Below are 13,170 nucleotides of genomic sequence, written 5' to 3' on the forward strand. Positions count from 1 at the left end.
CCCCTCACTAGGCTTTCGGTGTGTTCACCTCCCAGGGCCCAACCCTCCGCGAACTGGCCGTACAGGCCCTCTCCTCCGTCGAGCGCGGCTACGACCTGCTGGCCCCCACCTTCGACCGGACCCCCTTCCGCACCCCCGACCGGATGCTCGACGCGGTCGAGGAGACCCTCGCGGACCGCGAGGGCACCTTCGGCACCGGGCTCGACGTGTGCTGCGGCACGGGCGCCGGGATCGGGATGCTGCGGCGGCTGTGCCGGGGCCGGGTGACCGGGGTGGACCTGAGCACGGGGATGCTCGCGGAGGCCGCCCGGGCCCACCCGGACTCCCGGGTCGACCTCCTACGGGCCGACGCGCGGGCGCTCCCGGCCGCGCTCGGGGACTCGTACGACCTCGCGGTCAGCTTCGGCGCCTTCGGCCACTTCCTCCCGGCCGAGCGGCCGGCCCTCTTCTCCGGGATCCACGGCTCCCTGCGCCCCGGCGGAGTCTTCGCCTTCCCGATCGGCGCCCCGATCCCCCCAACCCACCCCGCCTGGTGGGCGGTGACGGGCTTCGACGCGGCGATGAGGCTGCGCAACGCCGTCTGGCGCCCGCCGTTCGTCATGTACTACCGGACCTTCCCCCTGAGCGGAGTCCGCACCGACCTCCACACAGCCGGCTTCACCGTGGAAACCGCCCCCCTCCCCCACTTCGGCCACCGCCCGGACGGCACCCCCCACTGGCGCCTGGTCCTGGCGCGGCGGGGTAAGTAGCACGCGGACCAGACAAGGCCAAGCGGGTCGAAACGGGCGAACAGGGCTGGCCCCGGAGGCGTGGGCGGCACCCTCAACGACCACCCGGAGAGTCAGGGCCTCGAAGCGGGTCCAGACAACCTTGCCCCGGAGGCGGCGGTGCTCGACTCCCCCAGTCGGCCGCGAGGGCCTCGACGATCAGCAGTCCCCGGCCGAGACGCAGAACCGGATCTCGTCGCTGTCGTCCAGACCCCAGTCGGCCAGGGTGCTGGCGGTGAAGTCGCGGGCGGCCTTGACCGAGTCGCGCCGCGGGTCGAAGTACTTCTGCTTCGCATCAGGCATCAGGGGCCTCACGTATCGGTGTTCAGGACGGAGTTCCATGCCGTCGCGACGCCGGCAGTGCCGGGCCCGTGCGGATCGCGGAAGCCCGTGAGGCAGTCGCTCCGCCATGCGCGGGACGGTGCGAAGATCCGTCCAGGCCAGTGCATCCCGGAGTCCTCGATCCAGGTCGTACTTCGTGCGTCACTCGGCGTGGCCTCATGCGGCCCTGTCGCCACGCACGCTCTCTTGCCGCACCAGGCGGTGCGGCCCGCAGTCCATCTCGTCGGGGTCGGGACCGTACTGGTGTAGCCCTGACCGTTGTCGCGGCGCCCTTGACCGGCAGATCCAGCGACCGCTGCTGACGCATTGCCCGCGGTGGTCGGGTGGCACAGACCACTGTTGAAGACCGCGCCCACCAACGGAGCCGACCCGCGGGCGACGCGGTGGCGGCAGGTCGACTCGAATACGCCATCAGTAGCAGGTATTTTTGCCAATCTTCCCGGAGAGGGACCGCCGGGACTCAGGTCGTGGTTAAATCACACGCCCTAATGCAGCCCGACACTTTCCAATCAATTGCCTTTTCGTGAGGATGGGCGATTACGGAAGGATACATTCCAATATCGACCTTGACTCAAACTTGGGCAGCTTGTTAGCCTCGCATTTCGCAGCGGGGCGATTCCCTGCCTCGCTGTCATTCTATTCCCAGGGGGGGGGATCGATGAATTTTCTTGCGTCACGCATAGCCGGTTCAAAGGTTGCCAAGGTTGCCGTAATCGGCGCCTTGGCAGCTGCCGCCATCGGCCTGACGGCCCCGATAGCGAGCGCATCCTACGAGTCGACCTGGCAGCAGGGGTGCCGGGGATACTGGTACAGCACCTCCGGTCACGGCTACTGCTCCAGCGCGTCGAACTACCCGTCTTACTCGTACTGGACCCAGTATGACTGCAATTACGAGCTGGACACGGAGCACCACGACACTCTGTACAACGGCTACGTAGGCAAGTACGACACCTACGAGTGCACATTCAAGATCAACAAGACCCACGTGACTTACTCTGTCTAGTCAGCTAGTCAGCTAGGTAAGGAGGGCCCGCCGGCGTGGCGGGCCCATCCTTTATTTCAGGGAATTCTGCCAATGACGACATATCCTGTCGCTCGATTGACGACCCTCACGCAGGGTTACGGCGGCCGAAGCATCATCGAGAATCTCGACCTGTCCATCCTGCCCGGTGTCACCGGCCTGCTGGGCCCCAACGGCGCGGGCAAGACCACGCTCTTCCGTACCCTCGCAACCATCGCGCCGCCACAGAGCGGGCAGCTGGAGTTGTTCGGCAGCCCCGTCACCAACGAACGGCAAGCGCGGCATGTCCGCCGTCGCATCGGCTATCTCCCGCAGGACTTCGGCTACTACCCGGCCTTCTCCATAACGGACTTCGTCCGCTACTGCGCCTGGCTGCGTGAGGTCCCCTCCAAGAAGGCCGACTCTGCGACCAAGGAGGCACTGGCGGCTGTGGGCCTGGCCGACCGGGCCCGGGACCGCATGAAGTCGTTGTCCGGCGGCATGCTCCGCCGGGCCGGAATCGCCGCGGCCATCGTCGGCTCTCCCTCCCTGCTTCTGCTGGACGAGCCGACCGTCGGCCTCGACCCCGCCCAGCGTCTCGATTTCCGTGAGCTCATTCGTTCCCTCGCTCACGCAGGAACGGCCGTGCTCCTCAGCACGCACCTGGTGGAGGACGTCGGCGCCGCCTGCGACACCGTCCTCGTTCTGAGCGACGGCCAGGTGCGCCACAGGGGCACACCTCAACAGCTGGCAGAGTTGGCAGCCCCCACAGCCCCAGGCGACAGCCCTCTGGAACGCGGTTACATGACGGTACTCGGCAACCGCCGACCTGACGCGGGAGCCGCCGCATGCTGAATGCCTACCGCATCGAGCTGCGCCGCTCGCCGCTGCTGACAGCGTTTCCCGTGATGATCGCCGTGGACTTGCTGGTGCTCTTCGGCCGGTCCCGGTACTGGATCGGCGTATGGCCCGAAGCGAGTGTGGCAGCCCAGGTCGTCACACTCTTCCTGGGGCCCGTCCTCGCCGGCGTCTCGGCCTGGCAGGCCGGACGCTCCTCCCGCGTGGGAATGCCCGAGACCGTGCTTGCGGCCGCCCGTCCAATCTGGCGGATCGAGGCCGCACGCCTGGCCGCCACTCTCACCCTCGGATTCCTCGCCTACGCGGTCGGATGCCTGACCGCCGCGGTCATCTCGTTCAGCCAGGCGGGCCCCGGATTCCTGTGGCCCTCCTACCTCCTGCTCGGCGCCTCGACCCTGATCATCTTCGCGTCCGTAGGTCATCTGGCCGGCCGATGGTGGCCCTCCGCCACCTTCACTCCCATCGTCTGCGCGCTGGGCTGCTTCATCAGCATGCTGGCACTCCCCTTCAAGTTCAACGTCCTCGCGGGGCCGCCGGACCAGCACCTGCGCCCCCTTCCAGTCGCAGTGAGGCTGCTGTTTGCCGTTGCCCTCGCCACACTGGCGGTGACAGCACCACGACTGCGGAGCAGCGCCGAGCGCCAGATGCCGCGCCGGGCAACGTCCCTACCCATCCGCAGTGCCGCCATCGGGGCAACAGCGGCCTCCCTCATCACACTGGTTTTTGCGATACCGGCCAGCGGCGAACTGCGCGTCGAGCGCACGGCGTCGGCGACGGCGCCCCTTTGCGACCGTGCCGAGAGGGGTGCGCCCGAAGTGTGCGTGTGGCCCGAGCACCGCAAGTACCTGCCCGAATTGACTGCCATGGCGCAGCGCTTGGGCCAGCCCGACCAATCCTCGTTGAAGGCACCCGAAGCGTTCTACGAGTTCGGGCTCCAGCGGACCAAGATGGGCGACCGGGGATTCGACATCGCCGAGGGACACGTCCGTACCGCAGCGATCGCCATGGCCGACCAGGTCTTCACCCAGTCGCTGGGCCTCTGCCGACCTCCCCAAAAGGAGACCCGGGCCTGGCAGGCAATGGACAACATCCACCTATGGCTCGAGTACCGCTCCACCGGCCAAGACCCGGCCGTCGCCGACCAGGGACTCCACATGGAAGGTGTCGACGCCGCCCAGCGCGAAGCGACCAGGGCCGCACGGATGCCCGCAGCCGAGCAGCAGCAATGGCTCGGTGAGGAACGCAGCCACATTGATCGAGACCCTTCCTGGTGCAAGCCTGATGACCGGTTCTGACCTGCTCCGCTACGCCAGAGTGCACCGGGGCGTATCAGTTCTCGCGTCGACGGCCGCCATTGCCCTTCTCTCGGCCTTCTTTGGTGGCACCCACATCGCGCTGCCTTCCATCGGTAGCGGAGGAATCACCACGGGCGTGCCCTTCCGACACGAACTCCCACTTCTGTCAGCCGTCTTCCTCACTGCGGCTCTCGACGGAGCCATGTCAGCACATGACGAAATGGGTGCATCCGCGATGCACCGATTCCGCCTCAAATACTGCATCGGCCTGACACTGACAGCCTGCGCCTTGTCGTTCATCACTGAGGCACTCGCCGTCAGCACGGAAGCCGGGGTCGTCTTCATCCGCTCCCTCCTGATCTGGCTCGGCCTCGCCCTGCTGTCGGTGAGGCTGCTCGGCCACCAACTCGGCTGGATCATTCCCCTGGCCTCGGCCTTCTTCTTGATCTGGTACCCCCACAATTGGTGGGACTGGACGTCGAACTCGGCGATCGACTGCTTCAGCTGGGCTGTAGCCATGCTCGCTCTGTCCCTCGGGGTAGCTGCAACCGCAGCCACCCCGTGGAGAAGGAAAACCTTCCTCCGAAGGTGAATCAGCTCGCCGTTGGCGGCTTGATTACATAGACGTTCGATCTCGCCATTTGGTCGAACTAGGGTGCTGGGTACGGGGTTTACCGGGTCGTGGTGGGGCGCGACCCGGTGGGGCGCGGTGCTTCTTTTGGTTTAAGTACCTGGGGAAGAAACTCCATCCAGACCCCACCAGCCTCCCGCGGAGCGGGCGCTCACTCACACGGGTGAATCCGCCAACTGGGGTGGATTTTGCGGTGGTTGTCTGGCATATGCTCGCCCCGACAACGCAACTCAGAACATGAGACGGCCCCCGCCGGGACTGCGAATCCCGATCGAGGGCCTGACCAAAGAGGAAGTCAGACCTTCCCCATGGCTTCGGTGCACTTTACCGCGCCCACGCGCGCGGCATACGGCGTTCGGCACGCCAACGTCCGCCTCACCGGGCGGTTCACGGTCGTGAGCAACGACCTCATTCAGCACCCCGAGATGTCGGCGGTCGCGCGGATCCTGGGGATCTACATCCAGTCGCTGCCCGCCGGGACCCCCGTCGGCATCAAGGAGCTGGTCAAACAGCTTCCGCTCGGGGAGACCTCGATCGCCAACGGGCTGCGGGAGCTGGTGGCGTTCGGGTACCTGGAGCGGTCCGTGGAGAGCCTGCCGGGTGGGCGGATCGTCACCCGTACGGTGTCCTACAACCACCCCCGCGCGGCCCTTTCCCGTCCCGGGGCGTGCGTGACGCCCTCGACTCGGGCGGGGGATCCGCCGCCTTCGTCCCCGGAGCGCCCGCTTGAGCCGGGTCCGGAGCCGGTGGCCGCGCCCGTGGCCGCGCCTGCGCCTGTGCGGATGCCTCTGCCCGCGCCGGAGCCTGAGCCGGAACCCCTTGCGGAGCCTGTCGCAGCGCCCGTTCCGGTACGCGTACCAGCGCTTGCAGTGGGAGAGGAGCCGGGGGCGGAGCAGCCGGGCGCCGGGCGGGTCCCCGTTCCTCTGAACGCCGACGACCCCGAGCGGCACCGGCTCGCCTGCGAGGTGCTGGCCGGGCTGCGGCGGGCCAGCCCGCGGCTGGTGCTCGGGGAACGGGACATCCGGTACCTCGCTGGGGGTGTCGAAGCCTGGCTGGAGCGCGGGGTCGGGGTGTACGCGCTGGTTGCTGCCCTGACGGCGAAGCTTCCTGGGGACCTGCGCAATCCCGCCGGGCTCATCGCACACCGCCTCGCGGCCCAGCTGCCACCGCCGCTGGCGCCGCTCCCCCGCGCCCCCGACTTCGTACCGCCGGACCCGTTCCAGACCTGCACCACGTGCGACCGAGCCTTCCGCAGCTCCGCCCCGGGCACCTGCAAGGGCTGCCGCCCGGCGGAGGAGGAGGCGGCGGAGGAGGCAGGGGAGGTGGAGCAGGCCTCAGCGGCGGGTTCGTAGGGGCCGTGCGAACCACCGGTACAACGCCTCGGCCGCCGCCGCCACGATCGGCGCGGCGGTGGCGGGCACGGTCCACCACGGGGCGTCCAGCAGGAGGGTGACGGCCGCCGCGACCGCGCTGACCAGCATCGCGACCAGGATCAGCGGTTTCGCGGCCGACAGCCGGCCGAACCGGTCGACCCTGGGGTGGCCGGCGGACCGCAGGGACGAGATCCCCGTGCTCAGCCCCAGGATCGCGAGCAGACCCGCGAACGTGCCGATGGCGGCCGTGATCTGGCCCTCGTCGCGGGGTGCGGCATCGGTCTTCAGCCGCAGCCCGTCCTTCTCCAGCCCCACGGCCTCGCCCCGCCAGAAGGTGACGGTCACCTGGTCCCGGGGCAGCAGCCGGTAGAGCAGCGGGCCCGAATCCTTGAACTCGATCCCGAGGAGCTCACCGGGCGCGGCGGGCCGGGTCAGCCAGACGCGCGAGCCCTCCCCGTCCGTCCCCCACGTCTTCTTGACGGTGGCGGGAAGCGCGAGCAGACAGTCCGCCCGCTCCGCGACCTCCACCCCGGCGGCACACGGCCGGGCATCCGCGAAGTCCGCGTAACGCCGTGCGTCGGCCGGCAGCCACACGGCGAATGCGAACCAGCAGACCGCCGCGGCAGCCAGCGCCGCCGCGATCCGCAGGGCCCCCGACATCCCACGGCCGAAGACCCCGCCGCCCGCCTCGGCCGCCCCCACCCCCGCCCCTCGTACGAAGTGCCCCGCCACCCGCCCCTGCTCCGTCGGGCCTACCACCGCAGGCGGTAACGGTAGAGGGCCAGGGATGTCGACGCGGCGAGGGGTACTGCAGCCGCGGGTACGGCCCACCACGGGGCGTCGAGCAGGGTCACGACGACCACCGCCGCCGCGCAGATCAGCATCAGGGCCAGGCCCAGCTGCTTTCCGACCGAGTCCCAGCCGAAGAGCCGGGCACGGCGGCGTCCGGCCGGCCGTAGTCCTAGGAATCCCATCCCCAGCCCCATGGCGGCCAGCAGACCCACGAACGTGCCGATGCCGGCCGTGATCCGGGCCCCGTCGCGCGGCGCGTCGCGGGTGCTCTGGCGGATCCCGTCCTTGTCGAGCAGCACGAGGTCGCCGCGCCAGAAGGTGGCGGTCACCCGGTCGCCCGGCCGGAGCCGGTTGAGCAGCGGCCCCGGATCGCGGAACGGCACCATCAGTCTCCGGGCGGGGCCGACGGACAGGTAAGTGGTCGTCTCGGTGGACACGGTCGCGTCGAAGCGCGGGGTCTTGCCCCCCTCCTTGACCACCGTGGCCTCGATGGTGGCGGGGACGAGACGCAGGCAGTCTTCGTCAGTTCTCTCGCCTCTCTCGCCAGCCCCCTCGCCAGCACTCTCCCCCGCCGTCGAAGGTGCGGCGGCCGCGCACGGCCGGGCGGCCACGTAGTCCGCGTAGCGTGCGATGTCGGCCGGCAGGCAGACGGAGAACACGAGCCAGCAGGCCGGCCCGGCGACCAGAGCCACCAGGATCGGCCAGACCACCGCCACCCTCGATCCGGGCGCCCCGCCACCCGCCTCGTACGGCGCCGATCTGCCCGCCCCCTGGTACGGCTTCCCCCGTGTACCCATCGGGCTCTCCTCGCCCCCGAGGTCGGAGCGCCCCGTACGCCGCTCCGCTCCACCCCCCAGCTTCTTCCAGCTGGACACGGGCAGGCAATCGCACCGTCCGGCAGCCCCGGGCCGCTTCCCGCTTCCGGGTTCCGGCAGGTCAGCGGAGTCAGCGGGGTCAGCGGGTCCGGGGTTCGCGCTTCGCGCTCAGGTCAGGAAGCGTTCGATGGCCTCGCGGGCCCGGGCGTTCGAGGCCGCGGCTTCGGCCAGGGCGCGGGCCAGGGTGTCGATCCACTCGTCGAGGCCCACCGGGCGCCGTGAGAGGACGATGCCCCGGACCTCGTGGCAGACCTCCCCGGTCACCCGGGCCCGGTCCATCCGCAGCGAGAGGCGCCGCTCACCGAGTACGACGTCCAGTTCGGCCAGCGAGCCCTCGCGTCCCGCCACCCGCTGAGCGAGGGAGCGGGTGCGTCTGATCCGGACGGAGCCGGGCGGCAGCGAGTCCTCGAGTTTGAGCGACAGTACGTTGACGTAGAGGTTCAGGTCGGCGCCGTCCCGGCGCAGCGCCGCGGCCAGCAGTTCCGCGTCCTGCGACTCCCGGTCGGGCAGCGGGGCGTCCGGCACCGGTGCCTCAGCCATCGAGGCCCAGTACCAGGGAGGGCCGGTCGATGACGTGGTCCTCGCGCAGCGGGCGCACGGCCGTCCCGATGGCGAAGAACTCGGTGGTGTGGCCTCCCCAGGTGTGGAGGTTCTGGCTCAGCCGGACCGCCACGATCCCCTCGGCTCCCAGGGCTTCGCCCTCCGCACGCATGCGGCTCATCGCCAGTTCGCGGGCGTTGTAGAGGGCCTGGGTGAACGGTTCGATCTCCACGTTGCGGCCGGTGTTGCCCAGGGACTGGGTGAAGGTCTGGTGCGCCACGTGGTAGACGCAGGACCCCATGACCATGTCCAGGGGTGCGTAGCCGGCCCGGACCAGCGTCCAGAAGTCCTGGCCGGACAGGTCCGAGGTGAACGGCTTGCCCTTGTTGTTGAGCCAGGTCCCGCCCGGTCCCGGGTCCGCCCCGTCGGCCTTCACCGCTGTGCCGACCGCGATGAACTCGGCGGTGTCCGAGCCGAGTTCCTTGAACTCGATGTCTAGGCGCACCCCGACGATCCCGTCGGCCCCCAGCGCGCTCGCCTCGGCCTCCATCCGGCTCATCGCCAGCTCGCGCGCCTCGTACATGGCCTGGGACAGCTTGGTCAGCTCCTGGTTCTTCGACCACCGGCGGAGCTGGATGCCCACGTGGTAGACCGAGGTGCCGAGGACCAGGCCGAGGGGGCGGAAGCCGGCCTCGCGCACCAGCAGGAACTCGTTCACCGACAGGTCCGAGGTGAAGAGCGGGCGCTTCTCGCCCGGTTGGAGCTGTGCGAGCCGCCTCATCGCGTCCTCGGACGCCGTTCGCTCTGTCATGTCAGTGCTCGCGCTCCAGTCTCATGATGGTCAGTGGTGCGGGCCCGGCCGATTGCCGGGGGCGGTCGAACCGCGCGATGGTGGTGCCGACGAGGACCGCCTCCGCGACGAGGTCGCGCGCGGACCCGCCGTTCGCGCATTCGTTCTCGCGCACCTTCAGCTCCACCTCGTCCACGACCACTCCGTCGCCCCCGTGCTTCGCGGCGTCCAGGGCCAGCTGGCTACGGGCCCCCTGGCGGGCCCGGCCGATCAGCTGGGTGTAGCCCTCGATCTCCTGGTTCGCGGCGGCCCAGCGGCCCCGTCCGAAGGTGCGCCAGTCGTCGTGCCGGGTCTCCATCGCGATGCCGAAGGCCAGTCCGGTGGGAACCCATCCGGTGTTCAGGAGCTTGGCGAAGTCCTGGCCCCTCAGGTGCGAGGTGAAGGGCGTACGGGGCCGGATCCGCGAGCGGGCCCGGACGGCGGTGCCCAGCACGGTGAACTCCGCCATCCCGGCGGTGAATCCACCGACCTGGAGGTCCACCCCGACGATTCCGTCGCCGCCGAGCTCGCGGCACTCGGCCACGGCTCGGGACAGGGCCAGGCGACGGGCCGTGTAGAGCGTGCTCACCATCGGGGAGAGGGACGGAGCCCATCGCGAGGTGGGCCTTTCGGTCCCGTCCGCGGCCGTCCAGGCGCCGGGGCAGGCCCAGAGGCCGGTGTACCCGATGTTGAACACGGCCGTGCCGAGCACCTGCCCGACCGGGTCGAAGCCGACGCTCCGGACGGCGGCGAACTCCCCGGACGACAGGGTCGAGTCCCAGGTGCCACCGGGGTTCCCCGGAGGAGCCCCGTCCCGTCGGTTCATCCCACCGGCCCCCCGCCGTCAAGATCGCGCCGCATTTCGGCAGCAGCGTATGTCATCGGAGGAGCCGGTGGACCGGTGGGTCATGCCCCCTCAGCGGGCCCGGAGTTCGCGCTTGAGGATCTTGCCGCTGGCGTTGCGCGGGAGTTCGGTGACGAACTCCACCTCGCGCGGGACCTTGTAGTTGGCCATCTCCCGGCGCGACCACGCGATCAGGTCGTCGGCAGTGAGGACCGCGCCGGGGCGGCGGACCGCGTAGGCCTTGCCGACCTCGCCGAGGCGGGCGTCCGGGATGCCGACCACCGCGATGTCGGCGATGTCCGGGTGGAGGCCGATGAGCTGCTCGATCTCGGCGGGGTAGGCGTTGAAGCCGCCGACGATGAACATGTCCTTGATCCGGTCGGTGATCCGCAGGTTCCCGGCGGCGTCGAGGACCCCGACGTCTCCCGTGCGCAGCCAGCCGTCGGGGGTGATGGCCTCGGCGGTCTCGGCCTCGGCCTCGAAGTAGCCCTGCATGACGTTGTATCCGCGCACCCACACCTCGCCGGCCCGGCCCGTGGGCAGGGCTTCCCCGTCGGTCCCGGCGATACGGAGCTCCGTGCCGGGGATGGCCCGGCCGGAGGTGGCCGCGATGACCTCCGCCGGGTCGCCGCGGCGGCACATGGTGACGACTCCGCTGGCCTCGGAGAGTCCGTAGGCGGTGAGCACGGTGGCGATGTGCAGTTCGCTGCGGAGCCGTTCGACGAGCTGGAGCGGGACGACGGCGGCGCCGGTGACGACCAGGCGCAGGGCGGAGAGATCGTGGTGGTCGCGCTGGGGGTGGTCCAGGAGGGACTGGTGGAGGGTGGGCGGGCCGGGGAGTACGGAGATGCGCTCGGCGGCGACGTTGGCAAGGACGGTGTCGACGTTGAAGACGGGTTGGGGGACCATCGTGGCCCCGCGCATCAGGCAGGCGATGATGCCGGCCTTGTAGCCGAAGGTGTGGAAGAAGGGGTTCACGATCAGGTAGCGGTCGCCCTCGCGCAGTCCGGCGAGCTCGCTCCACACGTCGTAGCAGCGCAGGGACTGGGCATGGGTGATCACGGCGCCCTTGGGGCTGCCGGTGGTGCCCGAGGTGAAGATGATGTCCGAGGGGGCGGTGGCGGGGACGGCCTCGGTGCGGGCGCGGACGGCCCCGGCCGGTACGGAGTCCCCGCCGGCCAGGAACTCCTTCCAGGTGCTGAAGGAGTCCGGGGCGTCCTCGGACAGGACGACGACCTGTTCCAGGTGGGGCAGGCCGGGCAGCGGCCCGGCGCCGGGGCCTTCGGCGGCGGCGCGGCGCAGGGAGGCCACGTAGGAGGTGCCGAGGAAGGTGCCGGTGACGAAGAGGAGCCGGGCGCGGCTGCGTTGGAGGACGTATGCGGCCTCGGTGCCCTTGAAACGGGTGTTGAGGGGGACGAGCACGGCTCCCGCGGAGACCGCGCCGAGGGCGGAGACGATCCATTCGAGGGTGTTGGGCGCCCAGACGGCGACCCGGTCCCCCGGTTCGATCCCGGCGGCCATGCAGGCGGCGGCGGCCCGCTCGACGCGCTCGCCGAGCTGCGCGTAGTCGATGCGGACGCGGCCGTCGACCACGGCTTCGCGGGTGGCGTGGCGGACGGCGGCATCGCGTACGAGTGCACCGATGCTGGTCCATGCCGGTTCGCCCCGGCCGTCTTCGCCGGACTCGGCGCCGATCCCCACGCCCTCGGCCCCGTACCCGCGCTCGTGCCCGTACCCCTGCCCGTTCACGTCTTCGACCTCGACCTCGTCCATCGCCCGCCCCTCCCTGCAACACCAGTAGCTGACTATCCGTCAGATTAGCTGTAGCCTTCGCGGCTGTCAGTACTGGTGCACCCCGGAGGTGGCGATGGCGGCAACGCTCAAGGACGCTACGGCGATAGTCGGCATCGGGCAGACCGCCTTTGCCAAACAACTGCCGCAGTCCGAAAAGGAATTGGCCTGCCGGGCCATTCTGTCGGCGCTCGCCGACGCCGGCATCGAACCCTCCGAGGTCGACGCCTTCTCCTCCTACACGATGGAGGAGACCGACGAGGTCGAGGTCGCCAAGGCCATCGGCGCGGGCGACGTCACCTTCTTCTCCAAGATCGGCTACGGCGGCGGCGGCTCCTGCGCCACCGTCGGCCATCTGGCCTCGGCCATCGCCACCGGCCAGGCGAGCGTCGGCGTCGCCTGGCGCTCGCGCAAACGCGGCTCCGGCCCCCGCCCGTGGAAGAACACGGCCGTCCAGCTCCCCACCCCCGGCCAGTGGACGCGCCCCTTCGGGCTGCTGCGCCCCGCCGACGAGATCGGGATGCTGGCCCGCCGCTACATGCACGAGTACGGGGCCACCCGCGACCACCTCTTCAACGTCGCGATGGCCTGCCGCAACCGGGCCAACGAGAACCCGGCCGCCATGATGTACGAGCGCCCGCTGACCCGCGAGATGTACATGACCTCCCGCATGATCAGCGACCCGCTCTGCCTCTTCGACAACTGCCTGGAGACGGACGGGGCGCTGGCCTGCGTCATCGTCAGCGCCGAGCGCGCCCGCGACTGCCGCCAGAAGCCCGTCTACGTCCACTCCGTCGCCCAGGGCCTGCCCGCCCAGCATCACGGCATGGTCAACTACTGGAACGACGACCCGCTGTCGGGCCCCGCCTGGACCGCCGCCCGACACCTGTGGAAGCAGGCCGACTTCGGCCCCGACGACGTGGACGTCGCCCAGATCTACGACGCCTTCACCCCGCTGATCCCGCTCTCCCTGGAGGGCTACGGCTTCTGCGGGCGCGGCGAGGGCGCCGCCTTCACCGAGGGCGGAGCCCTGGAAATGGGCGGCCGGCTGCCCATCAACACCGGTGGCGGCGGCCTCAGCGAGGCCTACGTCCACGGCTTCAACCTGATCAACGAGGGGGTCAAGCAGCTGCGCGGCGTCTCCACCGCCCAGGTGCCCGACGCCTCGACCTGCCTGGTGACGGCGGGCGAGGGCGTCCCGACGTCCGCGATCCTGCTGCGAGCCTGAGGAGC

General features: G+C 70.1%; 14 protein-coding genes. 7 read left to right on the plus strand and 7 right to left on the minus strand.

The window, feature by feature from the left end; all coding sequences use genetic code 11:
* Nucleotides 1–20: 20 nt before the first annotated feature.
* Nucleotides 21–749, plus strand: a complete 729-nt coding sequence (locus OHU74_RS15325; protein WP_371616421.1) for a class I SAM-dependent methyltransferase — start codon at nt 21–23, stop codon at nt 747–749.
* Between the two features lie 177 nt (nt 750–926).
* Here OHU74_RS15325 and OHU74_RS15330 read toward each other — a convergent pair whose 3' ends face one another.
* Nucleotides 927–1,070, minus strand: a complete 144-nt coding sequence (locus OHU74_RS15330; protein WP_371616422.1) for a hypothetical protein — start codon at nt 1,068–1,070, stop codon at nt 927–929.
* 697 nt (nt 1,071–1,767) lie between these two features.
* On the opposite strand from OHU74_RS15330, the gene OHU74_RS15335 reads away from it, so the two are divergent.
* The 5 genes from OHU74_RS15335 (at nt 1,768) to OHU74_RS15355 (ending at nt 6,245) form a co-directional block, all read left to right on the plus strand.
* The gene (locus tag OHU74_RS15335; protein ID WP_371616423.1) at nt 1,768–2,112 is read left to right on the plus strand and encodes a hypothetical protein; all 345 of its coding nucleotides are present in this window, start codon (nt 1,768–1,770) and stop codon (nt 2,110–2,112) included.
* A gap of 96 nt (nt 2,113–2,208) precedes the next feature.
* Nucleotides 2,209–2,964, plus strand: coding sequence for an ATP-binding cassette domain-containing protein (locus tag OHU74_RS15340; protein ID WP_371616424.1), 756 nt, complete (start codon nt 2,209–2,211; stop codon nt 2,962–2,964).
* Nucleotides 2,958–4,262: an ABC transporter permease gene (locus tag OHU74_RS15345; RefSeq protein ID WP_371616425.1), complete on the plus strand. Its 1,305-nt coding sequence runs from the start codon at nt 2,958–2,960 to the stop codon at nt 4,260–4,262. Before OHU74_RS15340 ends, OHU74_RS15345 begins: the two co-directional genes overlap by 7 nt.
* Nucleotides 4,219–4,854 carry a hypothetical protein gene (locus OHU74_RS15350; RefSeq protein ID WP_371616426.1) on the plus strand — a complete coding sequence of 212 codons (636 nt, stop codon included), beginning with the start codon at nt 4,219–4,221 and terminating at the stop codon, nt 4,852–4,854. The genes OHU74_RS15345 and OHU74_RS15350 overlap by 44 nt, the downstream gene beginning before the upstream one ends.
* 434 nt (nt 4,855–5,288) lie before the next feature.
* On the plus strand, nt 5,289–6,245 hold the full coding sequence (locus OHU74_RS15355; protein WP_371616427.1) for a helix-turn-helix domain-containing protein: 957 nt from the start codon (nt 5,289–5,291) through the stop codon (nt 6,243–6,245).
* Here the strand turns inward: OHU74_RS15355 and OHU74_RS15360 are convergent.
* The 6 genes from OHU74_RS15360 to OHU74_RS15385 all read right to left on the minus strand — a co-directional run bounded on the left by OHU74_RS15360 (nt 6,228) and on the right by OHU74_RS15385 (nt 11,919).
* Nucleotides 6,228–6,998, minus strand: coding sequence for a hypothetical protein (locus tag OHU74_RS15360; RefSeq protein ID WP_371616428.1), 771 nt, complete (start codon nt 6,996–6,998; stop codon nt 6,228–6,230). The genes OHU74_RS15355 and OHU74_RS15360 overlap by 18 nt on opposite strands.
* 20 nt (nt 6,999–7,018) lie before the next feature.
* On the minus strand, nt 7,019–7,855 hold the full coding sequence (locus tag OHU74_RS15365; RefSeq protein ID WP_371616429.1) for a hypothetical protein: 837 nt from the start codon (nt 7,853–7,855) through the stop codon (nt 7,019–7,021).
* Nucleotides 7,856–8,041: 186 nt separating this feature from the next.
* A complete protein-coding gene (locus OHU74_RS15370; RefSeq protein WP_371616430.1) occupies nt 8,042–8,473 on the minus strand; it encodes a hypothetical protein in 432 nt (143 codons plus the stop codon).
* Entirely contained in the window at nt 8,466–9,284 is an 819-nt protein-coding gene (locus OHU74_RS15375; protein WP_371616431.1) for a heavy metal-binding domain-containing protein, read from the minus strand. The genes OHU74_RS15370 and OHU74_RS15375 overlap by 8 nt, the downstream gene beginning before the upstream one ends.
* A gap of 1 nt (nt 9,285) precedes the next feature.
* Nucleotides 9,286–10,128: a heavy metal-binding domain-containing protein gene (locus OHU74_RS15380; RefSeq protein ID WP_371616432.1), complete on the minus strand. Its 843-nt coding sequence runs from the start codon at nt 10,126–10,128 to the stop codon at nt 9,286–9,288.
* 90 nt (nt 10,129–10,218) lie between these two features.
* The gene (locus OHU74_RS15385) at nt 10,219–11,919 is read right to left on the minus strand and encodes a FadD3 family acyl-CoA ligase (RefSeq protein ID WP_371616433.1); all 1,701 of its coding nucleotides are present in this window, start codon (nt 11,917–11,919) and stop codon (nt 10,219–10,221) included.
* Between the two features lie 94 nt (nt 11,920–12,013).
* On the opposite strand from OHU74_RS15385, the gene OHU74_RS15390 reads away from it, so the two are divergent.
* A complete protein-coding gene (locus OHU74_RS15390) occupies nt 12,014–13,165 on the plus strand; it encodes a lipid-transfer protein (RefSeq protein WP_371616434.1) in 1,152 nt (383 codons plus the stop codon).
* Nucleotides 13,166–13,170: the final 5 nt, after the last annotated feature.

The sequence above is a fragment of the Streptomyces sp. NBC_00454 genome (genome assembly GCF_041434015.1).
Lineage (GTDB): Bacteria > Actinomycetota > Actinomycetes > Streptomycetales > Streptomycetaceae > Streptomyces.

Excerpts from the sequence above, each read along its gene's own strand:
- OHU74_RS15390 (WP_371616434.1), top strand. The coding sequence starts at position 12,014 with ATGGCGGCAACGCTCAAGGACGCTACGGCGATAGTCGGCATCGGGCAG.
- OHU74_RS15380 (WP_371616432.1), bottom strand. The coding sequence starts at position 10,128 with ATGAACCGACGGGACGGGGCTCCTCCGGGGAACCCCGGTGGCACCTGG.
- OHU74_RS15335 (WP_371616423.1), top strand. The coding sequence starts at position 1,768 with ATGAATTTTCTTGCGTCACGCATAGCCGGTTCAAAGGTTGCCAAGGTT.
- OHU74_RS15375 (WP_371616431.1), bottom strand. The coding sequence starts at position 9,284 with ATGACAGAGCGAACGGCGTCCGAGGACGCGATGAGGCGGCTCGCACAG.
- OHU74_RS15370 (WP_371616430.1), bottom strand. The coding sequence starts at position 8,473 with ATGGCTGAGGCACCGGTGCCGGACGCCCCGCTGCCCGACCGGGAGTCG.
- OHU74_RS15365 (WP_371616429.1), bottom strand. The coding sequence starts at position 7,855 with ATGGGTACACGGGGGAAGCCGTACCAGGGGGCGGGCAGATCGGCGCCG.
- OHU74_RS15345 (WP_371616425.1), top strand. The coding sequence starts at position 2,958 with ATGCTGAATGCCTACCGCATCGAGCTGCGCCGCTCGCCGCTGCTGACA.
- OHU74_RS15385 (WP_371616433.1), bottom strand. The coding sequence starts at position 11,919 with ATGGACGAGGTCGAGGTCGAAGACGTGAACGGGCAGGGGTACGGGCAC.
- OHU74_RS15330 (WP_371616422.1), bottom strand. The coding sequence starts at position 1,070 with ATGCCTGATGCGAAGCAGAAGTACTTCGACCCGCGGCGCGACTCGGTC.